Origin of the sequence: Spirulina sp. CCY15215 (assembly GCF_016888125.1) — a bacterium.
In the GTDB taxonomy this organism is placed as follows: Bacteria; Cyanobacteriota; Cyanobacteriia; order Cyanobacteriales; family Spirulinaceae; genus CCY15215.
The window spans coordinates 1-21,921 of record NZ_JACSWA010000581.1 but is presented as its reverse complement, the minus strand read 5'-3'; the positions used below and the strand labels follow the sequence as shown (position 1 = coordinate 21,921).

The 21,921-nt window shown below is 41.6% G+C and carries 19 protein-coding genes, 1 tRNA gene and 1 pseudogene; 13 read left to right on the top strand and 8 right to left on the bottom strand.

The genetic code is table 11. From position 1 onward, the window contains the following. Positions 1–38 precede the first annotated feature (38 nt). Positions 39–2,003 (top strand): iron uptake porin, encoded by a 1,965-nt coding sequence (locus JUI58_RS20695; RefSeq protein WP_204105713.1) that lies wholly within the window; start codon positions 39–41, stop codon positions 2,001–2,003. Between the two features lie 41 nt (positions 2,004–2,044). Beyond that, positions 2,045–3,271, top strand: coding sequence for a hypothetical protein (locus JUI58_RS26725; protein ID WP_239121616.1), 1,227 nt, complete (start codon positions 2,045–2,047; stop codon positions 3,269–3,271). Positions 3,272–3,344: 73 nt separating this feature from the next. Here the strand turns inward: JUI58_RS26725 and JUI58_RS20685 are convergent, their stop codons facing one another. From JUI58_RS20685 to hisF, 4 genes are all read right to left on the bottom strand, one after another. Next, the gene (locus JUI58_RS20685) at positions 3,345–3,875 is read right to left on the bottom strand and encodes a DUF4330 domain-containing protein (protein ID WP_204105712.1); all 531 of its coding nucleotides are present in this window, start codon (positions 3,873–3,875) and stop codon (positions 3,345–3,347) included. A 164-nt stretch (positions 3,876–4,039) separates the two neighbouring features. Next, positions 4,040–4,112 (bottom strand) — tRNA-Ala (locus JUI58_RS20680). 103 nt (positions 4,113–4,215) lie between these two features. Further along, entirely contained in the window at positions 4,216–4,407 is a 192-nt protein-coding gene (locus JUI58_RS20675; RefSeq protein WP_204105711.1) for a hypothetical protein, read from the bottom strand. An 86-nt stretch (positions 4,408–4,493) separates the two neighbouring features. Further along, positions 4,494–5,264 carry an imidazole glycerol phosphate synthase subunit HisF gene (gene hisF, locus JUI58_RS20670; RefSeq protein ID WP_204105710.1) on the bottom strand — a complete coding sequence of 257 codons (771 nt, stop codon included), beginning with the start codon at positions 5,262–5,264 and terminating at the stop codon, positions 4,494–4,496. 89 nt (positions 5,265–5,353) lie between these two features. Between hisF and ruvB the strand changes: the two genes are divergently transcribed. From ruvB to JUI58_RS20645, 5 genes and pseudogenes are all read left to right on the top strand, one after another. Further along, the gene (gene ruvB, locus JUI58_RS20665) at positions 5,354–6,442 is read left to right on the top strand and encodes a Holliday junction branch migration DNA helicase RuvB (RefSeq protein WP_204105709.1); all 1,089 of its coding nucleotides are present in this window, start codon (positions 5,354–5,356) and stop codon (positions 6,440–6,442) included. Between the two features lie 31 nt (positions 6,443–6,473). Next, positions 6,474–6,617 carry an element excision factor XisH family protein gene (locus JUI58_RS27885; RefSeq protein WP_204105755.1) on the top strand — a complete coding sequence of 48 codons (144 nt, stop codon included), beginning with the start codon at positions 6,474–6,476 and terminating at the stop codon, positions 6,615–6,617. Beyond that, the gene (locus JUI58_RS20655; RefSeq protein WP_204105708.1) at positions 6,587–6,928 is read left to right on the top strand and encodes a XisI protein; all 342 of its coding nucleotides are present in this window, start codon (positions 6,587–6,589) and stop codon (positions 6,926–6,928) included. The genes JUI58_RS27885 and JUI58_RS20655 overlap by 31 nt, the downstream gene beginning before the upstream one ends. Positions 6,929–6,948: 20 nt before the next feature. Beyond that, a pseudogene (locus JUI58_RS20650) lies at positions 6,949–7,131 on the top strand (hypothetical protein); the annotation flags it as partial. Between the two features lie 264 nt (positions 7,132–7,395). Beyond that, positions 7,396–8,592: a GTPase gene (locus JUI58_RS20645; RefSeq protein WP_204105706.1), complete on the top strand. Its 1,197-nt coding sequence runs from the start codon at positions 7,396–7,398 to the stop codon at positions 8,590–8,592. Positions 8,593–8,624: 32 nt separating this feature from the next. Here JUI58_RS20645 and JUI58_RS20640 read toward each other — a convergent pair whose 3' ends face one another. Both JUI58_RS20640 and JUI58_RS20635 read right to left on the bottom strand, forming a co-directional pair. Further along, positions 8,625–8,849 carry a DUF433 domain-containing protein gene (locus JUI58_RS20640; protein WP_204105705.1) on the bottom strand — a complete coding sequence of 75 codons (225 nt, stop codon included), beginning with the start codon at positions 8,847–8,849 and terminating at the stop codon, positions 8,625–8,627. A 73-nt stretch (positions 8,850–8,922) separates the two neighbouring features. Next, positions 8,923–10,998, bottom strand: a complete 2,076-nt coding sequence (locus JUI58_RS20635) for a thioredoxin domain-containing protein (RefSeq protein WP_204105704.1) — start codon at positions 10,996–10,998, stop codon at positions 8,923–8,925. A gap of 224 nt (positions 10,999–11,222) precedes the next feature. Here JUI58_RS20635 and JUI58_RS20630 point away from each other — a divergent pair, with 224 nt between their 5' ends. From JUI58_RS20630 to JUI58_RS20620, 3 genes are all read left to right on the top strand, one after another. Continuing rightward, on the top strand, positions 11,223–11,864 hold the full coding sequence (locus JUI58_RS20630) for a 4Fe-4S single cluster domain-containing protein (RefSeq protein WP_204105703.1): 642 nt from the start codon (positions 11,223–11,225) through the stop codon (positions 11,862–11,864). A gap of 75 nt (positions 11,865–11,939) precedes the next feature. After that, positions 11,940–12,851 carry an ATP-binding cassette domain-containing protein gene (locus tag JUI58_RS20625; protein ID WP_204105702.1) on the top strand — a complete coding sequence of 304 codons (912 nt, stop codon included), beginning with the start codon at positions 11,940–11,942 and terminating at the stop codon, positions 12,849–12,851. After that, a complete protein-coding gene (locus JUI58_RS20620) occupies positions 12,848–13,267 on the top strand; it encodes a DCC1-like thiol-disulfide oxidoreductase family protein (protein WP_204105701.1) in 420 nt (139 codons plus the stop codon). The genes JUI58_RS20625 and JUI58_RS20620 overlap by 4 nt, the downstream gene beginning before the upstream one ends. Before the next feature lie 137 nt (positions 13,268–13,404). On the opposite strand, the gene JUI58_RS20615 is transcribed toward JUI58_RS20620, so the two are convergent. Further along, positions 13,405–14,199: a DUF928 domain-containing protein gene (locus JUI58_RS20615; RefSeq protein ID WP_204105700.1), complete on the bottom strand. Its 795-nt coding sequence runs from the start codon at positions 14,197–14,199 to the stop codon at positions 13,405–13,407. 279 nt (positions 14,200–14,478) lie between these two features. Between JUI58_RS20615 and JUI58_RS20610 the strand changes: the two genes are divergently transcribed. Next, entirely contained in the window at positions 14,479–16,170 is a 1,692-nt protein-coding gene (locus JUI58_RS20610) for a transglutaminase family protein (RefSeq protein WP_204105699.1), read from the top strand. A 96-nt stretch (positions 16,171–16,266) separates the two neighbouring features. Here the strand turns inward: JUI58_RS20610 and JUI58_RS20605 are convergent, their stop codons facing one another. Beyond that, entirely contained in the window at positions 16,267–18,237 is a 1,971-nt protein-coding gene (locus tag JUI58_RS20605) for an ATP-binding protein (protein ID WP_204105698.1), read from the bottom strand. 160 nt (positions 18,238–18,397) lie between these two features. Between JUI58_RS20605 and JUI58_RS20600 the strand changes: the two genes are divergently transcribed. Then, a complete protein-coding gene (locus JUI58_RS20600) occupies positions 18,398–20,950 on the top strand; it encodes a DUF4157 domain-containing protein (protein WP_204105697.1) in 2,553 nt (850 codons plus the stop codon). Between the two features lie 83 nt (positions 20,951–21,033). Continuing rightward, on the top strand, positions 21,034–21,828 hold the full coding sequence (locus JUI58_RS20595) for a hypothetical protein (RefSeq protein ID WP_204105696.1): 795 nt from the start codon (positions 21,034–21,036) through the stop codon (positions 21,826–21,828). Positions 21,829–21,921: the final 93 nt, after the last annotated feature.

The following is a 21,921-nucleotide window of genomic DNA, read 5'->3' as shown; positions in this document are numbered from 1 at the left end:
TCTATTGTGATTCTTTTTTGATTCAGGTGTGAGTGAAAATGAAATTCAAAATTAAACCTCTATTGCTATTCTTCTCAGCTTGTGTTCTGGCTGAGACTCCAGTGCAAGCAAAGCCAATACAAAAGCAGATTATTCAATCAAGTATTGCTTCCAATCTCAGTTTTGTAGAAGAATCTAATCTCTCATCAATGGTTTTTTTGCCGTCCACTACTCTCCCTATTCCCTTAGTTTTTCCGGAATGGTCTGAGTTGATGGTTGAGGATAATGAAGAGAGCTTAAAATCAAGAAATTTATCGCAACCCTTCAGTGTTAGCAAAGATAGTAAAAATCAAGAATTTTTAGAAGAACTCGATCGCCCCATAACAGAATCTATCTCTTTAGAAGAACTCGATCGCCCCATAACAGAATCTATCTCTTTAGAAGATTTTATCAAAAATTCAGGCAGTGGAAATAGCGCGATTGAATTGCAAACAGAAAGACCGATGGTTCCTGAAATTTTATCCCCACCAGTTTCTCCCGAATGGAATAATACAATTGCAGCCACCGAATATTTGGCAATTGATGGGACTCGCGTTGACCAATTACGGGATATTTATCCGACAGATTGGGCATTTTCTGCCCTCCAATCCCTCATTGATCGCTATAATTGCGTTGCAGGGTATCCTGACGGAACTTTTCGCGGCGATCGCGTACTCAACCGCTATGAATTTGCTGCGGGTTTAAATGCTTGCTTACAACAAATGGAACTCCTCTTTGGAGAAACTCTTAGTGATGCAGTGACTCAAGAAGAATTTGAAATTCTGCAACGATTGCAACAAGAATTTGAGCAAGAGATCGCAATTATTTCAACTCGTCTCGATAATCTTGAATCCCGTCTTCACTTTTTAGAAGATAATCAATTTTCTACCACTGTGATTTTTGGAGGAGAAGCGATTCTGGCTTTAGCAGTGGGTGCAGGAGGAGATCCACCTGGAACGGGAGTAGCCGAACCCATATTCGGTTATAGCTCCAAGATAGGGATTGTTTCGACTTTTACTGGTCGCGATCGCTTTCGTCTGAGTTTCTCTGCTGGAAATTATAATGATATTGCTTTTGCAGGTCCAAATTCTCTCAATACTAGAACGGCTTTACTTTCGTTTCAAAACGGGACGAATAACGAAATTGTTCTCGACTCCATTGAATACAGAACAGCCATTTTTGGCGATCGACTTGTTTTAACGGTCAAACCCATTGGTTTTAAACTCAGTGACGTTTTAACAGCCAATTCTGCCTATTTTGATTCGGGACGAGGTGCAATTTCTCGATTTGCAGAAGCCAGTCCCGTTTTTAAAATTGGCTCTCCTGAAGCGGGAATTGGTATTGATTGGTTAATGAGCAACAAAATTCGGTTGCAAGCTGCCTATGGGGTGCGAGGAGGCAATACAGAGGGCTGGTTAGGTGCCGATCATGGCGTTTTTGGGGTACAGTTATTAGCTCAACCAACATCGGATGTAATTACGGGGATTACTTATGTCAATGGATACTCTCGAGATGGTCGATTAGACACTTTTACGGGGAGTTTTAATGCTGATACATCTGGACAGTTTTTTTCCGCAACACCTGTCCAAATTCATGCTATCAATGGCAGCGTACAATGGCGGGTTTCTCCAAAGGTGACATTAGGGGCCTGGGGAGGACTGATTTACAGCAGAGGAATTGGTTTAGATGAAACGGCTGCAGCTTTGACCAAAACCTATTTATTTTCTGTAGGAATTGCCGATCCTTTCGGTCGAGAAGGTGATTTACTCGCTTTTCTAGCAGGTCAGCCTCCTAAACTGTTTCTCGGAACAGGTCCGGTTCCTGAAGATCCGGGATCGTCTCTCCATTTCGAGATGTTCTATAATTTTAGGGTGAATGATAATATTTCCATCACTCCTGGATTTTTTATTGTCACCAATCCGGGAAATATATCGGATAACAATACGATCTTTGTTGGCACAATCCGGACAACTTTAAGATTTTAAGATTTTAAAACTATCAATCAAAATTTAGCGAGGAAAAAATCATGAAAAGATCAAAAAAATCTCGGTTTTTGTGGAGTTTTTTATTAGCAAATCTTTCTTTGTGGGGTTTTAGTTTACTTTTTGTTAAAACTGTTTCTTCTCAAGAAATCCAATCTAGCCTCTCTGAAATCACTCTGGAAATCGCTCAGATTATTTTCTTTGGGGAAGATAGTATAGAACTTAGAGAACAATACCAACGTATAGAACAACCTCCTCAACAATCACCACCAGAGACAGAAACTCCAACAGAACAAGATTCTCCCGATCGCCCAACAGACTCGGAAACACCTACTCCAAATCCTCAACCAGTGGGAGATACTGATTCAGAGAATACCGATTCAGAGGATACTGATTCAGAAAATACTGATTCAGAGGATACTGATTCAGAAAATACTGATTCAGAAAATACTGATTCAGAGAATACCGATTCAGAGAATACCGATTCAGAAAATACTGATTCAGAAAATACCGATTCAGAGAATACTGATTCAGAGAATACTGATTCAGAGAATACTGATTCAGAGAATACTGATTCAGAGAATACTGATTCAGAGGATAACAGTAGAGGGGAAGTAGAAGAGGAAGGATTTAAGCGATACTTTTTAGCAGATGCTCTTAATGGTGTTGCCGATCCTTTTAGTGGGAGAGGTTCATCAGCCGTTCGTATTCAAGCATTGGAAGGGCAAATTTTAAACTTTATTGCCCTGAATCGAGCTTCTGGTGTTGGTGGAACAGAAACATTAGAAGGAACATTCAGTCTCAATATTGCTCCTGGATTGCAAACCGCGATCGATGATGGTAGTTTTGTTAATTTTTTGGGTAGTGGAGGAAGTATAAGACTAACAGGAAATAACGGTACGATAGCAGATATTTCTGTAAATCGTACAAGTTTCAATTCAGCGACAATTTCTATTGCTGGAACAACAATCGGTATTACTGTTAATAACTTCACTGGACAAGGTGCTTCTATTAGTGGCGATCCTTTAACAGGTTTAGCGCAGTTGAATGCGGGAACTGCTGGAAGGATTACACTGAATGGTCAACCCGCAACAATCCGGGCTGGTTTGACTGGGAATGATGGCGTTATACAGTTTGTTGGTGCAAATGGAGAAACTTTTCAAATCCGAGTTAATAATGTTACTGGTGTTACCCAAGAACAGTTAGATAATTTAACATTAGACAGTACAACATTCGGAGGAATAACATTTGGGTCAATTCCCGATCGCTAGAAACCTAGAAAATAGTTTACTCTGTTTTCCAAAAACATCAAGAGAGGGAGCATTTTGCTCCCTTTGTTATAGGCTACTCGACGACGCGAACTCCAATCACGCTACCGTTAAAATTGTAACTTTGCCCATCAAGCTCGATCGCCGTGCCGATTTTAATTTGATTTTTACCCAAAACAGCCCCATTATCAGTAATTTGTGCTTTCCCTGCCAAAACAATCAGCATATCAGTGCTGAAAGTATCCGCAGCAGTACGGGGATCGGCGATCGTTTTCACTGATCCATCCGGTTGAGTAACAATAATTTGTCTTTCCAGCAATTCAATACTTTTAATTTCTACTGAACCACTGGGTTGATTGCGAATCACGAGATTTGTTTGTCCCTTTGTTTGCATTTCTTGCACAAGTTCGCCGGCGTTTTTAACACTTAATCCCCGCACAACTACATCCACTTCGATAGGCTTTGTTGAAGTAACCTGTGCTAAAGAACCCGATGTTCCAGGGACAAAAAAGATACCGATAATGACTAAAAGAATAACTAAAGCCGCACCCAAATCGAGAATGCTAAGTTTGCCAAATAAGCGCCCTTTGGAATCGAGAATTTTCATTGACTGTTTTTAAAACTGTGAGACGATATGGACTAAAAGATATTATCCCCGATCGTTGGAATCGCGATCGCGCTAACCCCAGACTCAGAATTTTTGGCTCTTAAGTAAAACTCAGCAAAATGCGGAATGTTTATATATATGATTTGATAATCAATAAATATTAATGGAGCTATGCGGATTCGAACCGCAGACCCCCTCAATGCCATTGAGGTGCTCTACCAACTGAGCTATAACCCCCGGAGCTTAATTTAAAGCGCGTTTATCATTATGCCATAAAAAACTGAGTCTTGTCAACCCTTCTACAAAAAATTAATATTTAACTTAATATCAAGGCGATCGCCTATCCCATCTGGGACAAAGAACTCATACAATGATTCATCAAAAAGTAAACGACCATTAAAGCCCCAGCAGACACGGAAACGAGAAGCCCCGCTAATAGTAGGGAAAACTCTTGCTGCTGAAAAGACTCCTGCATCAAATGTAACGACCATGCCACCAGAGCAATATCAAATATTAAAATAGGTATCAGCATAATCTTAAATTTTGTAAACTTTTCTCCATTCTAATACACAATTTTCTCAGAGACGCAGGAAAAATCCCCAAAAAATGTAGGGAATATTACGGATTGCGGACAGGAACGCGCTGTTGTTGTAAATATTCTTTAATCTCCGCGATCGTCAATTGCCCGTAATGCAGTAGGGAAGCCAATAATGCCGCTTCTGCTTTCCCCTCACTAAAGGCTTCATAAATATCGCGAACCGTCCCCGCACCCCCAGAAGCAATGACCGGAATTTCCACAGCATCGGCGATCGCGCGAGTGAGAGCTAAATCATACCCAGCTTGAGTTCCATCGGCATCCATACTGGTCACTAATAACTCTCCTGCACCCCGTTGTACGACTTCCTTTGCCCATTTAATCGCATCGAGTCCCGTATTTTCCCGACCCCCCCGCACGTAAACATCCCAACCCAGGTCGGGAGAATCCTTTTTGCGTCTAGCATCGATCGCCACAACAATGCACTGATTGCCAAAGCGATCGCTGGCTGCATTAATAAAATCTGGATTCTTTACGGCTGCGGAATTAATGCTGATTTTATCGGCACCGGCTCTTAATAATTGTTTAATATTTTCTAAAGAATGAATACCGCCCCCAACGGTTAAAGGAATAAACACCTGTTCCGCCGTGCGATAAACGACATCCAAAATAATTCCCCGCTCTTCGTGGGTGGCGGTAATATCGAGAAAGACTAATTCATCGGCTCCTGCTTCATTGTAGGCGCGTGCCAATGCGACGGGATCTCCTGCATCTTGCAGATCGACAAAATTAACCCCCTTAACGACCCGCCCAGCTTTAACATCTAAACAAGGTAAAATTCTTTTCGCAAGCATTTTTTCAGTTATCAATTATCAACAGGTCGATTAGGTAGAGCGAATCGCATTCCTCAACCCCAGTTATTAGTTAAGCACTTACAGGAATCATGGCGATTAAACGATCCGAAAACTCGCAAAATCCGCAACCGGACCCCCAAAAACGCAAAAAGCGACGCAAGAAAGCAGAAAACGCCGATCTTGAGGAAAATCTGCTGATCGCTACGGCAGGGGTTGAAGAAACATCTAATAATGAGGATAGCATTCGTCCCCGCTCTCTTCAGGATTATATCGGTCAAAAAGACCTTAAAGATGTTTTGCAAATTTCGATTCAAGCAGCAAAATCCCGAGGGGAGACTCTCGATCATATTCTCCTTTATGGTCCTCCTGGTTTGGGGAAAACAACCATGTCTTTAATTTTGGCATCGGAAATGGGGGTTAATTGCAAGATTACCGCCGCCCCAGCTTTAGAGCGTCCCCGAGATATTACCGGATTATTGGTGAATCTCAAACCTGGAGATGTTCTTTTTATTGATGAAATTCACCGTCTTAACCGGGTGACTGAGGAGTTGCTTTATCCTGCAATGGAGGACAGTCGTTTGGATGTCACTATCGGTAAAGGACAAACTGCACGCACCCGTAGCATTCCCCTACCTCAATTTACTTTGATTGGGGCGACGACGAATGTTGGCTCTTTAACTTCTCCTTTACGCGATCGCTTTGGTCTCATTCAGCGACTGCGTTTTTATGAAATAGATGAACTCACAGAAATTGTTCGACGTACTGCCAATTTATTACAAATGTCCCTGATCTTGGAAGGTGCGGAGGAAATTGCGAGGCGATCGCGCGGAACCCCCCGCATTGCCAATCGTCTCTTGCGTCGCGTGCGAGATTATGCTCACGTGCAGGGAAAATCGGAAATCGATCGCGACTTAGCTGCCGAAGCAATGGAGCGCTACAATGTCGATCCACGCGGTTTAGATTGGACCGATCGCCTCGTTTTAAGTGCCATTATCGAACAATTTCGCGGCGGTCCTGTGGGCTTAGAAGCGGTGGCCTCGGCGACGGGAGAAGATGCTAAAACTATTGAAGAAGTTTACGAACCCTATCTCTTACAAATTGGCTTTATCAACCGCACGTCGCGGGGTAGAATTGCTACGGAAGAGGCTTATAAGCATTTGGGATTTTCATTCAGATGAAAAATTTGAGACGTAACAATTAACAAAAAATATCTTCTCGTCAGTATTTAATACTTTCTTTCAAAGAAAATCCATTCAAGCTGTAATCAAACGCCATCAAATTAACTTTATTGTTTTTAATAATAAACAGGAGAAAATTACTTCATGGATAAAATCATCCAATATCGAGAGTTAATCAAGAGAATTTTAACCGAATACGATCGCTTAGTCCATCAATCACCTGACTATCATTCTGAAACTTGTTTGGTATTTGATGAAACTCACGATCATTATCTTTGGTTAACGGTTGATTGGCAGGAAGATAAACGCCTAAAATCAACTCATGTTCATATTCGCATTAAAAATGATAAAATTTATATTGAGGAGGATTGGACTGAGGAAGGTATTGCGACTGAGTTATTAAGGGAAGGTGTACCGAAAGAAGATATTGTGTTGGCTTTCCACGATCCGGAAACTCGTAAGCTAACTGAGTTTGCTGTAGCTTAAATTATTAGCAATTTACTATCATGACAATTACTCTAGAATTATCTCAAGAATTAGAACAAGAATTATCTCTTGAAGCTGAAAAGATCGATTTATCTTTATCTGAATATATTTTGCATCTTCTCTCGGCTAGACAAGTTTTAACAAATCCTCCAAAAACAGGATCAGAACTGGTAAAATATTGGCAAAATGAAGGATTAATTAATTAGGGACTTACACAGCTAGGGAGCGAGACGCTCCCACTACTGTATTTGTATTCTCTTGCTATGGTAGTGCGGGCATCTTGCCCGTTAATGCGTAAATCCTATTAATAATTGACCTAGCAAATCTCTTGACTATCGTACCTCTTGTAAGATATTGTTTAATCACGCATTAGAGTCTGTTAGATTTCATAATTTGTAGGTACTATTGTTCTCTGTTTAAATGGATTCTAACGCTAATTTTTCAATACTAGGAGCATACATAATATTATGGAAGAAACTGCTTTAAATCGTACCGAGAGTGCTGTCGTCTGGTTTCAAAAATTTATTGATAAAATTCCTTTTTCGAGTAATTTACAAGAAAGTATTGAGAATATCCGTTCTAGTATGCAAGCACTTCGTCCACCTCGCATCATGGTTATTGGGCGATCTCGATCGGGTAAATCTTCTTTAATCAATGCTATTTGTGGATTAAAGATAGCTCCAATAAGTGATACAAGACCAGAAACGGGTAAGGCAGAATGGAAAACTTATGAACACGATGGTGTTGAGTTAGTGCGTATTTTGGACACAAGAGGATTACAAGAAGCAGAAGCTCCACGTCAAGCAGATAGTGCAAAAACACCTTTGGAGAGTATAAAAAATGCTATAAAAAAAGAATATCCTGATATTATTTTGTTGGTTTGCAAAGCCACTGAAGTTCATGCAGCCATTCAAGAAGATTTAAGCATTTGCACATCTATTGTCAGAAGTATAAAAGAAATTCATGCTCACGAGAAATTATCTATAGTTGGGGTTTTAACGCAGTGCGATCAAGTTGCTCCACCGACAGCTAATTTATCTGGAAGCAATAACAAAGATGCAAGAAAACGAAGAAATGTTGAGGATTGCACTCGGAGCTTTTTCACATATATTCAACAAAAAATAGAATTACAGTCCTGTCTTAAAGAGGCTATTCCCACTTGTGCTTATGCCGAATATGAAGAAGGAAATTCTGGTTTGATATTACCTGATGAAGACTATCGATGGAATATTGATAAGTTGATTGAAACAATGATGAAATATACACCCAAAGAAAGACGGGGAAGTTTAGCAAGAATGGCACAGATAAAAGGAACTCAACTCACTGTTGCCAGGACAATACAAAGTGCTTGTGTAGTTATTGCTGGTGTAGTCTCAACAAATCCCATTCCTGGTACTTCAATTGCTCCTGTTTTGGCTATTCAGACTTTCATGGTAATGTATATTGGTTGGCTAAGTGGCCGTGATTTTTCTCAAGAAACTGTCAAAGATTTTTTAGTAACCAGTGGGGTAGCTGTTAGTGCAAATGCAGCAACAATAGGACTGGCAGATTTCGCGCTTAAGTTTTTGCCTGTAGCAGGTAGCATAACTTCTGCGGCTGCGGCTATTACTGCAACTCAAGGGTTAGGAGATGCAGCAGTTAATTATTTTTTAAAAGAAGGATAAAATATAAAAAAATCGAACAAGAGTTTCAATTTTTATCTTACCATAGCAACTAAACGATGTTCGCGATCGCTTGCAAATTCTAAACAGGCTTTAATATCTTCTTCTGTCAATTCTGGAAAATCATCTAAAATTTCAGCAAAAGACATTCCTGCTGCCAACCATCCCAAAACATCATAAACGGTAATCCGCATTTTTCTAACGCAAGGTTTGCCGCCGCGTTTATCAGGTTCAATGGTAATAATATTATGATAAGTCATGGATAAGTTGGCATATTGCTCAATAGTTTTATTTTAACACGCGATCGCCAAATTCCTTTTTTAGACGTTGATTTCATCTAGAAATCTCCGCTATTCCATGACATTTCTCAATTTGAGTTAATAATTGCTCCCAACTATGTGCCGTTGGCAAACAAGCCAACCCTTTACAAATCAAACCGATCGCATCTTCAGGAACTTTCTCTTCCACCTGATAGACACTCTTGGGAAAATACCGTACAGCCAATTGAGAAACGCGATCGCCTGTCGTCCGAATTAGAGTAGAATGCAAATACCAATCTAACCCCAAAAACAAACTGGGACAGGCTTGGGGAGACTGTTCCATAATAGGACTAAAGGCTTGCAAAATTGCCTCAGCCTGCTCTAAATAATGGGTATTATCTGTTAATAACCCCAAGCGTACCAAATTGGCCGCCGCGATACCATTAGCCGCAGGGGTAGCATTATCAATATAACTGCGTTCTCGAATTAACAAATCTTCGCTGGCATCCATCGGTGCATTGTAATAGCCTCCCATTTCTAGACTCCAGAGAAACTCATCAAACTCCTCCTGTACTCGTATCGCTTCTTCTCGCCAAATTCCCCCAGTTTCCCCCATTACCGCACTAGCGCGATCGCAGTCCAATAAGGCTTTAATAAATAGTGCATAATCCTCAGACTGTGCCAAAACTCGCGCTTTTCCCTCATAATTCAAGCGATGAAAGCGTCCCTCGATCCACTGATGCTTTAGAATGAATTGAGTCGCATTTTTAGCCAATTCCCAGGCGATCGGGTTTTTAAAAACCTGATACACCCGTGCCAGCCCTGAAATCATTAAACTATTCCACGCTACAATCATTTTAGTATCTGTAACCGCAGGGATGCGCCCTTTCCATTGCTTGGTTTTCGCTTCTTGATTATCTCGTGCGGGAGGGAAGGTGTCGATCGCCCCAAGGGATTCCCCATAACGCGCCAAAAATAGCCGAGAAAGTGCCTTCTCGCTCATTTCCGATAGTTTACCCGCACTCCGGCGTTGCAGTACGTTATTGCCCTCAAAATTGCCCGTAGAACTAACCGTAAAGTCAGCCTGTAGCGCGGCCAATTCGGCAGGATCGAGGAGTTGTTCTAACTCTGCATATTTCCAGACACAAAATGCCCCTTCCTCGGGTTCAATTTCTTCAGGAGTCGCGAAACTATCTGCATCTTGCGCTGCGTAAAAATAACCTTGCGGGGAAACCATTTCTCGTTGCAACCATGCGATCGTCCCCTCCACTGCACGCAAGTATGCAGGTTCTTCCATCCCTGCATTCCACAACGAAGCCAAATAGTCCAAAATTTGCCCATTATCGTAGAGCATCTTCTCAAAATGCGGTACAGTCCAAGTTGCATCCACGGTATAGCGGTGAAATCCTCCTGCAACATGGTCGTAAATTCCGCCCGAGGCAAGATCGTCTCCGCGTTGTTTGGCGGCTATTTTCGCCTCCTCTTGCGAAGGAAAACGGCTTCCTTGCACCACTAAATCTGCATAGGGAATCATGGGAAAACTAGGGGATCCCATATCCTTGCGATCGATAATCTGAGAACTGGTTTCAATACCTGTTTGCAAAAGAGCATCCGTGAGGATATTTTTTGGAGCTTGGGGAAGTAAGGTCGATCGCTGCAATAAACCAAACATTTCCTGTGTAACCCCTTGTAACTTCTCCTTTTCAACCTGATAAAAATTCTGAATTCCTTGTAGCACTTCAATAAAACCAGGACGACCAAAACGGGGTTCAACCGGAAAATACGTCCCCCCATAAAAAGGAATGCGATCGCCTGGTGTTAAGAAAATATTAAGCGGCCAGCCTCCTTGTCCTGTCATGGCCTGTAGCGCCTGCATATAAATACTATCAATATCCGGACGTTCTTCGCGATCGACCTTAATGGGGACAAAATTGGCATTCATATAGTGCGCGATCGCCTCATTAGAAAATGCTTCCCCTTCCATCACCGTACACCAGTGACAACTTGAATAACCGATAGACAAAAAAATCGGTTTATCCTCGGTTTTTGCCTTATTCAGGGCTTCCTCGCACCACGGCCACCAGTCAATCGGATTTTCTGCGTGTTTGCGAAGATAGAGGCTTTCGGATTGAGAAAGGCGATTAGTCACGGCGATCTGAAGATGAATTGTTACGTTCAGTTTATCGCGAGGTTAGTGGGAACGGAAAAGAATATAAAGTTTTTCTACCCTAGGGTATAACTGGCTACAAAACTTGCTACAACTATATGGAGGAGGGTGACTACCATAATTTTCTCCAACGAAACAAAAGCAGTAGAGGTACTGTTCATCGTTCACTGTTCACTGAAATGACGGGTTAAATATTTAAGCGAGTCATGAGTCACACAACATTTTCCCAAAAATTTACTGAAGCCTACGAAGCCCTGCAAAAAATTCCCCCCAATCATCTCAATATTATGGGATGTGTGGATGAATCTCAAGTCAATGGTCCCGGCTCTCGGGCGGTGGTTTGGGTGCAAGGATGCTTTCAAGAATGCCAAGGCTGTTTTAATCCCGAGTCTTGGTCTTTTGACATCAATCAATTAATTTCTGTCGATACCCTCGCAGAAAAAATCCTCAGCAACCCTAACAATGAGGGTGTAACCTTTTCTGGAGGAGAACCTTTTTGGCAAGCGCGATCGCTGGCAAAATTAGCGGGGAAATTGCGAGAAAATGGCTTAAATGTGATGTCTTTTACGGGGTTTACCCTCGAAAAATTGCGATCTAAAACTGCCCCTTTAGGTGCAAAAGAACTTCTCGAACAACTCGATATTTTAATCGATGGTCCTTATATGGAGTCTCTAGCGATTCATTCTCCAGATTCTCCTGTTGCTTCTCGCAATCAACGGGTTAATATTTTTAATCCTGCTTTTCAGGATAAAATTACTTGGGGTAGCGACCAAATGGAGATTCACATTCTCAAGGATGGGACACGCATTTGTACAGGATATCGCGGGCAAATGGGGCTTGATGAATAAAGATGAGGGAAAATTGCAGGGAGGCGATCGCCATTCTCGATTATAGTAAGAAAGGCAAACTTTCCCTACTTTCTCATGGAAAACAATATCATTGTCCAAACTCACAATCTTAGAAAAAATTATCGAAAATTAACCGCCGTTGAAAATGTCAATATTACGGTTCGTAAAGGGGATGTGTTTGGTTTTTTAGGACCGAATGGGGCAGGAAAAACCACTACAATTGCTATGCTCTTAGGGCTGATCCGTCCCACAGGAGGCGAAGTCAAAGTTTTGGGAGAAAAAGTTACTCCCAATCACAATAAAGTTTTACGTCATGTGGGGGCATTAGTGGGAGCAATTCCCGCTTTAATTCCCCATTTGTCGGCGAGAAAAAACTTACAACTAATGGCAACTCTATACCCGGATTTGCCTAAAAATCGCGTCCAAACTGTTTTAGAATTAGTGGGTTTAGCTGATGTAGCCCGACGCAAACCCGATAAGTTTTCTACGGGAATGAAACAGCGTTTGGGGATGGCTTTGGCTATTCTACATCAACCTCAGCTTTTAATCTTAGATGAGCCAACAAATGGCATGGATCCAGCAGGAATGCAGGAGATGCGTCAAATTATTCAAACTTTATCTAAGGAAGGAGTAACGGTATTTTTATCCAGTCATCTACTCTATGAAATCGAACAAGTATGTAATCGTATTGCTGTCTTAAATCACGGTGCTTTAATTGCTCAAGGGACAATGGCAGAAATGCGAGGAGAAGAAAAGAATATTCGCATTAAGGTCAAGAATTTAGATGCTGCTTTTCAGGTTTTAGAAACACTAGACAATGTTACTTATATTAACAAAAATAACGATTCGATTGACCTTCGTGGTATTGATAGCGAATTGGCGATAAAATCTTTGTGCGATCGTGAAATTTATCCCCAAGAAGTCTTTTATACAGGCAACGATCTAGAAAAGTTATTCCTAGAACTAACCAAACAAGAGGAAAAATGAGCGAGAATATTGCTAAATATTATGTTATTTACGATGGAAACTGCAATCTCTGTGTCACCTTTACGCAACTCCTCGAACAGTTCGATCGCGGGCAATTATTTAATTATATTCCCATGCAGGATCGAGAGAATTTGGAATCTTTTAATATTACCCCACAAGATTGCGAAATGGGCATGATTTTAATCGATCGCAACACTCCTGAAAAATGCTGGCAAGGAAGTGTTGCAGCCGAAGAAATTACCCGCTTATTGCCAATGGGAGAATTATTTGTTAATACTTATCGTGCTATTCCTGGCATGAAATGGTTTGGCGATCGCACTTACGAACAAATTCGCGATAATCGTTATCAATGGTTTGGTAAACGCGACTCTACTTATCACTTTGAAATTGATTCTATCCCCCCCAGCCCCCCTTGATAAGGGGGGAGAATCTAAGATAAGGGGGGAGAATCTAAGATAAGGGGGGAGAATCTAAGATAAGGGGGGAGAATCTAAGATAAGGGGGGGAGAATCTAAAAGCCACCCTTGAGGTTTTTAAAAACCGATCGGAACCCCTAAAATGTCTGGGAAGTGGCAACTTCAGGAACAATAAACGTATTAGCAGAAAGTCTGCTGAAACTTTCTAAACCCGCAGCTTGGAGCAGTTTTTTCCAATCCTGTGCGATCGCGGCATCATCGGGATTTTCCTGATAAGCCTGTGCTAACTTATTTAAAGCACCATACCAAATCGACTTATCCGCTAAAAGGCGAGCTTGTTCGTGAGAAGACTTACCGGACAATTCAGCCGTCATTTCCCCAGACAGGGGAACTCGTCGAATCGAACTATAAACTTCACTCACCACTTCATTAGTCTCATCGTAGGCATTCACAGACCAAGAATAATCTTGTTCCTCAGCTAAAAGATTTTCTCCCTTTTCATTCGTTTCAGGAATCACAATGCGGAGAATACCTTCAGCCCCAGAAATTTGATATTCAGCTTCATACACGAGGCGATCGCTTGCATCCGTCAATTGAAAATAAATATCTCGCGTTGCGTTGGTATTGGCCATCGCAGGCACATAAATAAATACTGACGTACTATCTGTTACTGTTACGCCAAAATTAGAAGCCGGTACCAAAGCCGCCAATCCAAGAGGGTTGCGATCGCCGCTACGAGTTCCCCCCGATTGGGTGCGTTCGGGAGCCCCCAAACCCGCAGGAGGCGTAAAATTAGCATTATCCCACTGACTGGGAATACCTTGAGCCAAAAGCGCTCCAGAAGGGGCGATCGCACCGGAAAATCCAGTCAATAACGTCGTCCCCACAGCCAAAGCCAAGAATTGAAAAAGATGAGATTTTGATAAACGCATAATCCGTTAATCCAGTAAGACGTAAAGATAAGTTGATATTTGCCAGCTACACCCTGATATAGAACAGATCGGATGAAATAAGATAGTCCCGTTCTTTTAGTAGATGCCCTCCCTAAATAATCGAGAGTCGTTTTCTGGTTAAAACGCTTAAAAGTTCATCCCGAGCATTGAGATCGGTCTTGATTCTGTTAAGTTAATCGATTGTAGGACTGTCCGATCGGAGACGAGACTTCAGTAAAAACCTCAATAGTGACTCTTTGAACTTCACCGAAATCCAAAATGATTCCAGATCCCCCTCTCTCTGTTTTACCTCATTTACCTAAAAAGTCGAGAACCATTCGCCCGATCGCAGCGGCCATTATTCGTGGCATCACCTTCCAAGGAGATAAACTCTACGCTCTAGATTCCACCAATGGCTATCTACTCCAGATCGATCCCATCACCGACAATACTACAATTCTCAATCATCATTGCTGGCAAGATTTTGTGGGAGCAACAGGATTGGCGATCGCCGGGGATACCCTTTGGTTTACCCGCAATGAAGATGTTTATTTCTGTACCTTAAACGAAGAGATTAAACCTCAGCGTTTTATTAGTCTCCATCATCCCGCCAATGGCATTGCCGTCTTAGACTCTACGGTTTATATTACCTCCATGCGAGATGGTTGTATTTTCATCTTTAGTCGCGAAACTCGGCGAGAAATTACCCGTTTGTACCTACCTGGAATCGGAATCGAAAATATTACCGTTAAAGGAGAAGAATTATGGCTGTGCGATGATGATGAACAAAGTGTTTATTGTCTCGATCGCGCCACGGGAGAATTAAAATTTAGCGTTTTAACTCCTTTTGAAAATCCCACCGGACTGGCCTTTCATCAGGATAAAACCACGGGAGAAGAAATTCTTTACGTTGCTTATGCTTACGAAGAACCCTACATTCGCGATAATCCTAACGCTAATCCCAATTACGAATTACAGTACCGCGATCGCACTTTCATTCATCCCCTTTATTTTCATTACAATCCCGCCGAAAAATACGCCCGTTCTAATGGCTTTTTATTGGAGATGTCCTACACCGAAGAATTATCTCCCCTCGATCCCGTAGAACTGGAAGATTTGGAATGGCGCATTGCCCTCCCAGCAGAAACCCAGCGTCAGAAAGTGCGACAAGTCGAACCCATTGGTTTGCCCTTTGAAGAAAGAATCATCGACGGTCAGCACATCGCCGTTTTTAAATTCGAGAAATTGAACTCAGAACAGCGCTATATTTTCGGCTGGAAGGCAGTGTTAGAAGTATGGGGCATCAAATATCAATTCGGACCCCAAGACGGGGAAAACGTGCCGGAAATGCCCTCAGAATATTGCGATCGCTATCTCGTGGATAATGATAATTTAGCGATGGATAAGGAAAACATTCAGCGTGCCGCCAAAGATGCGATCGCCGATGAAACTAATGTTTTACGAAAAATGTATAACATTCGCAATTACGTTTACGATCGCCTTTCTTACGGCATCAAACCCCATATTGATACCCCCGATGTTGCCCTAGCAAGGGGGATAGGCTCTTGCGGCGAATATTTAGGAGTTTTACTCGCTTTAGCGCGTCTAAATGGCATTGCTTCTCGTACCGTCGGACGCTATAAATGCCCCCCTAAACCTTTAGAAAAATTTATCCCTCTCGAACCGGATTTTAATCATGTTTGGATGGAGTTTTTCTTACCAGGTTTTGGTTGGTTGCCAATGGAATCTAACCCCGATGATATTAATGAAGGGGGTCCTTATCCCACTCGCTTTTTTATGGGATTAGCTTGGTATCATGCGGAAATGGCCAAGGGTGTACCTTTTGAAAAACTTTATATTCAAGATGCCCCCATTCCTAAAGAAAAAGTTTCTATTGGAGAACTAGCCATCAATCATGTCCGCTTTACCATTTTAGATGAATTAGATCCCAATGATTTTACTAAAAAATGATGAACAATAATTTGGCAATAGATAAAGAGAACATTACCATTTTGGATGAGTTGGATTCCAATGAGTAATGGGCATTTAGAGTCGCCAGTCAGGGATTTAACTCCCTGTCTCTAACCATTCCTTTACTTCTGCATCGGTTAAACCTTGTCCTAATTTGAGATATTCAGCTTGGGCAGCTTGTAAAATATGTTTCATCATCACGGGTTTTTCCTCATGCACCGCTAAAAACGCCGCATTAAGGGCGATCGCATAAATATTTCCCCCAGACACATTCAACTGACCCAAACGCTCATATTTCAGTCCATTGGTAGGAGTTTTCTCTGGGAAAATACGTCGCCAAATTTCACTTCTGGCTGCTACGTTAGGAAAAGGAAAATTGACAATAAAACGCAAACGACGGATAAATGCCCGATCTAGGGAGTCTTTGAGATTGGTGGTGAGAATAGCCAAACCCTGATAAGCCTCCATGCGTTGGAGTAAATAACTCACCTCCAGATTGGCATGGCGATCGCGGCTATCTTGCACTTGAGTTCGTTTCCCAAACAGGGCATCGGCTTCATCAAACAATAATACGGCTCCCCCCGCTTCTGCCCCATCAAAAATTTCTCGTAAATTCTTCTCCGTCTCCCCAATATACTTGCTGGTCACAGCACTGAGATCGATCCGAAATAAATCTAAGTTTAATGCCCCAGCAATCATCTCAGCCGCCATCGTTTTCCCTGTCCCACTGGCCCCCGCAAACAGCGCACTAATCCCTAAACCTCGTTTTCCCCTACCCCCAAACCCCCATTCCTCATACACTTTAGCCAAGTGCTGCACTTGAATAATAATACTTTCGAGACTTGCTTTTTCTCGCTCGGGTAAAACCAAATCCTCCCAACTGGCCTGGGTTTCAATGCGTTGAGTCAAATGCTCTAAACGGGGGCGGGCCTGGCGACGACAATAATCCCAAAGATGCTGATGGATAATGGGTGTAGAACTTTGAGGAAGAATCGATAAACTAGCGGATTGAATCGCGAGAGGAGAGAGATTGAACTGTGCCACAATGTGGTGTAAATGACCGTTTAATTCCAAGGCTGTTTCCCCTAAAGAATGTTCCCACAATGTCAATTGTTCCTGATGGGTTAAAGGGGGAACATCTAAGGGAATTATGCCTTGACGAGGGAGATAAACTCGCTCTGGGGCAGAAAAAATCAGGGGTGTATTGATATTCTGTAAAAAGGTTTCAGTAGAAGAAGTTTGCCTTTGAGAGGGTTTCTGGTCATCTTCTAATTGTAAAAGACTGGGTGTTAATTTTACCCATCGTTGCCAACGCAAACTTAAACGTTTCATTTCCTCTCGATCGGTGGATAAGGACTGAGTAGAGAGGGTATAAAGAGGGAGGTTGAGGTGTTGAGAAATAGTGTAGGCGATCGCACTTTTGGTCTCCTGATCTGACCCGCACAACTGAACAATTGGGTTGTCCTCCTCGTGAGTACGAAAAATCTCTGTTACCTGTTCGACAACCGCTTGATGAGAGGCAGGTAAAATCGGGGCAGCCCAACGGGGTAAAAATGGCTCGATCGCTCCAGATAAGAGCAGATCTTGATAGGTTTCCCCCAATAGATAATGTAAAATAGCTTCATCAATCTGCAAATTTGCATGGGTAATATCTTCTTGGGCATCCCATTTTAACAGTTGCCAACGACGGAGGGGAGCGTTGGGATGAAATGCAGTCCAATGGCTATCGGGAAAGAGTTTTAGGGCAAGGTGAAATGTGGGATAATGAGTATCGGCTTTTTGGTTCGCTAAGGCACATAAATCGCGAAAATTGGGATGTATAGCTCTGCCAACACAAAGTAGTAGAATATCGCGCTCAAACGAGGATAAATTGAAACATTGACACAAATGGAGTAAAGCAGGAGATTGAGTCATTTGTGCCGCGATCGCTTCTGGATCTGGAGGTTCAATTTGAGTAAGTTTCTCCTTTGAGTTATGTAAACGAGAAATGTAGCGATCTAGAACAAAATGAACCTTAGTTAGCGATCGCATCAGGTATTGATAATTTTCTTGATGCCAATCAGTCATTGTTGGGAGCCTATCGGAAACCATGTTGGATGTGATATAGGAAGAAACACACACTATATTTGGATTATAAGAGGTAGGAAAGTAATTTTAATAAAAATTGTCTTCAAAGGGAGAAATCTAGTTTAGAATTGGGGGATTAAGATTTCTTTGCTTCCAAGCTATGAGTTCCTCAAGCAAGTCCTACGCCCCAAAACTAAATCACTCTACCCCAAACCGGAAAACAGCCCGTTTTTCCCCCTCCCCTGTGGTACAGACTAAAAAAGAGACTAAAAAAGACTCAAAAGACTCAAAAGACTCAGCGTTACCCCAGTGGCAACCCAGTGCAGAGAATTGGCAAGCTGGTAATTCTACTTCCCCCGCAGCATTATACGGACATCAAGCCCCTGTTCAAGCCAAACTCACCATTGGGGAAGTGGGGGACAAATACGAACAGGAAGCAGAGCAGGTGTCCAAAAATGTAGTAGAACAAATTAACTCGCCTCAAACTGACCCTAACAATACAACAGTCCAACGGGAAACAGAGAAAGATGAGTTACAAATGAAACCCCTTCTCCAACGCCGAGAAGCCCTAGGAGGGGGTGCAGCCTCCCCAGAGTTAGAAAGTTCCATTAATCAAGCGAGAGGGGATGGACAGCCCTTAGAGGCAGGCTTGCAGCAACAAATGGGGCAAGCGATGGGAGCAGATTTTTCGGGGGTGAAGGTACATACAGATAGTCAGGCTGACCAGTTAAATGAGTCCATACAAGCCAAGGCATTTACTACTGGCAAAGATATCTTTTTTAAACAAGGAGCATATCAGCCTAACAATAAAGGAGGACAAGAGTTAATTGCCCATGAGTTGACCCATGTAGTACAGCAGGGAGGAAGTAACATTCAAGCAAAACCCACCATTTCGGTGCAAGAAGATACTCTCCAAACTATGGGAATACAGCGCACTCCAGAAGATGTATGGAATAATGTGGGAACTTTACCTCAAGTGAATGAAAAAGATGCAAAATTAATATTACATCAGGATTTTTATTCTAACTGGTTCCTAGCACAAGAATATTTGTTAAATCCTAAAAAATGGACTGAAAGAAACAAACAAGAAAGTGAAGCACAACAGCACTCAGAAGTTTTTAAAGGACTGATGAAAATACTTCTCAAACTGCGGGAATCTGAAACAAACGAACTTTTGACAATAGTTAGAGATGAATTAAAACAACAAAAGCAGTTTCAAAATTTGTCCAAAGATGAAGTGTTGAAGTGGAGTGCCGCAGGTAGCCAATCTTTAACTTCGGATATTGATGTTAATCTGAAAGGGGCGGGTTCAATTCCAGCAGTTGGTTTATTTAATAAATATTTCAAAACTAAGTTAGGTTGGTCATTAGATCCTGGAACCGTTTATGATGTCAATGTTTATGCTCAAGACTTTATGACCCCTAAAGCAGGAAAAGGAGCGCCTTTTGAGAAAGGAGAAAATGAACAACAACCAACAATTACCCCTATTCAAGAAGTTGAAGAATTAAATACAGGAGATCAAAGTAGTTCACTCAGTTTTGATGCTTTTGCCATAAACCAAGATGTTTGGTCAATGGTAAAAATGCGAATTTATATGACTGAAAGTGAGTGGAATGCTTATAAAAACGAAATGTTAGTCAATGCGAAAGAAGATAGTTCTCCTGATGGTCTTGCCCGTGAGTTGCAAGTACAAGCTCAAATTGAAGATGCGGAAGGATATTACCAAGAGTATAAAAGCAATTTAGAGACAAAAATTCACGAAATTGAAAATAGTGGCGACCAAATTTACACAAATATGCGTTCTGTTTTAACTCAAGGACAAAATTATCTTTCTGAACATCAGCAAGAAGCTTCTAAAAAAATGATTGCTGCAAATTTAATTTATGAAGAAAAACTAAAAGAAGTCACTCAATTGCGTCAAGAACTACAATCATTAAAACAGAATAGCCCTCAAGCAGTGGCCAAAATCAAGGAAATAGGCATTCAACTGAAAAATGTACTCTCTGAAGCAATTTTGTATTCTAATGAAGCCTATTTCACCCAAGGTGCTGTTCATTTTGCTGTGATTGGACAACAAATTGGTAAAGGGGAATCTAAATTAATTATGTCTGAGGATGAGCATCTTCATTCTTTCCGAGAACAAGTAGGAGATACCTTGAAAGTTCTGGGGGAATATCAAGATTCTACCATTGATAAAGCAATCATGAAAGCAGGGAAATATATTGACCGTATGGCAAAATCTGCTATCCCTCTCTTTGAAGGAATCGACCCATCAAACGATTATAACAAATTAGCTCAAGTTGGGGCTGCGGCTGCTAAATTGAAAGCAGATAAAACCAAGCGAGAAGAATTAAAAGATCAATCATCATTAAATGAGAACGAAACACAAAAATTGTCAACTTTAGAGGAGACAGTTCCTCAACAAGAACAGCAATTTACAGAATTAGCTGGTAAATTTAGTTCTGTTCAAGAACTTCGTGCAACTGTTATTGCAGTGGGTAAACAAATTGAAAAAGATTTCCGTCAGAAACAACGAGAGAAAAATTCACAGAATCAGGTAGCCACAGTCCCAGTTGAGCAACCCGAAAACCAAGATCATCAACTGAACCAAATTCAAGAAAATATTGAAGAGGCGGATCAAGGACTGGGAACTTTTGATAAAATTCTGCTAGGGTTGGGGTCACTTACTCTTGCTGCTTTACTATTTTTATGATAAATTGAAGGAATTATAGTAAACAACAATTAAAGAATAAAGTGGTTTATTTTTAACAAAATTAGGTTTACCAATACTGGTTAATGAGTTATATTATTTTGCGCGATATTCCTAAGCAGTCTGTTCAACTTGACCTGCTGCTGCATCAAATTCAAGGCGGTTTCCGAGGGTTTCGAGATATTCCAGGGGGTTTCCATTATGGCGCGGTTTTGTCCCAAGGAAAATGGCGAGAATTTTGGTGCTATCTCCAAGCGGAAACGGTGTTGGTGAAAAGATTTGATGCTGAACTGCAAAAATTGGTTGAGGATCCCCCTGAACAAATAGAGCAGTATTCCCAATTAGCTGGTCAAAATGCTATGGACCAGGTGTTAATGCCTTATCCTGTCAATCAATGGGAGAATTGGCAATCTTTGACCCAGTATATTAAAACGGATTCCCCGAAATTATATTTAGAGCAATCTTCTTTTGGGGAAGTCAATAGTGAGTCTCGATCGCGTTTTGAAAAGGCGTTTATTGTGGCACATCAGGGGAATATTGAGGCGTTTTTAGCAGAGTTTCAATTTGCGTTTTTGCGTTGGTGGATGACAACGAAGGGAGAAATGGATCGGGGCGTGCAAGAATATTGGTCTTCTTTACTGGATGGGATGTATAATGCAGGAGAAAGGGCGATCGCCTCTCATCCAGAATTATTCAGTCAATTCATTGATGTACTGTTGCCCCAACTAGCACAACTTCCCCCAGAAGCCTTTACTCCCAAAAGTGTCGTTTGCACTCATTTAGATTATTTAATTGAGGATATTAATGATACAGAAATTGGTGAGTTACGACAAAAAGGACGAATTTTATCCGCTTATATTCAAAAAAGACAAGCATCTTGACATACTCTCACCGCTAAACGCTTGAGCGTTCTAGCGGGAGATTCTTGAACTCGCATTCAAGATTTCCTGCTTCACAGATTTTTGACTAGGCAA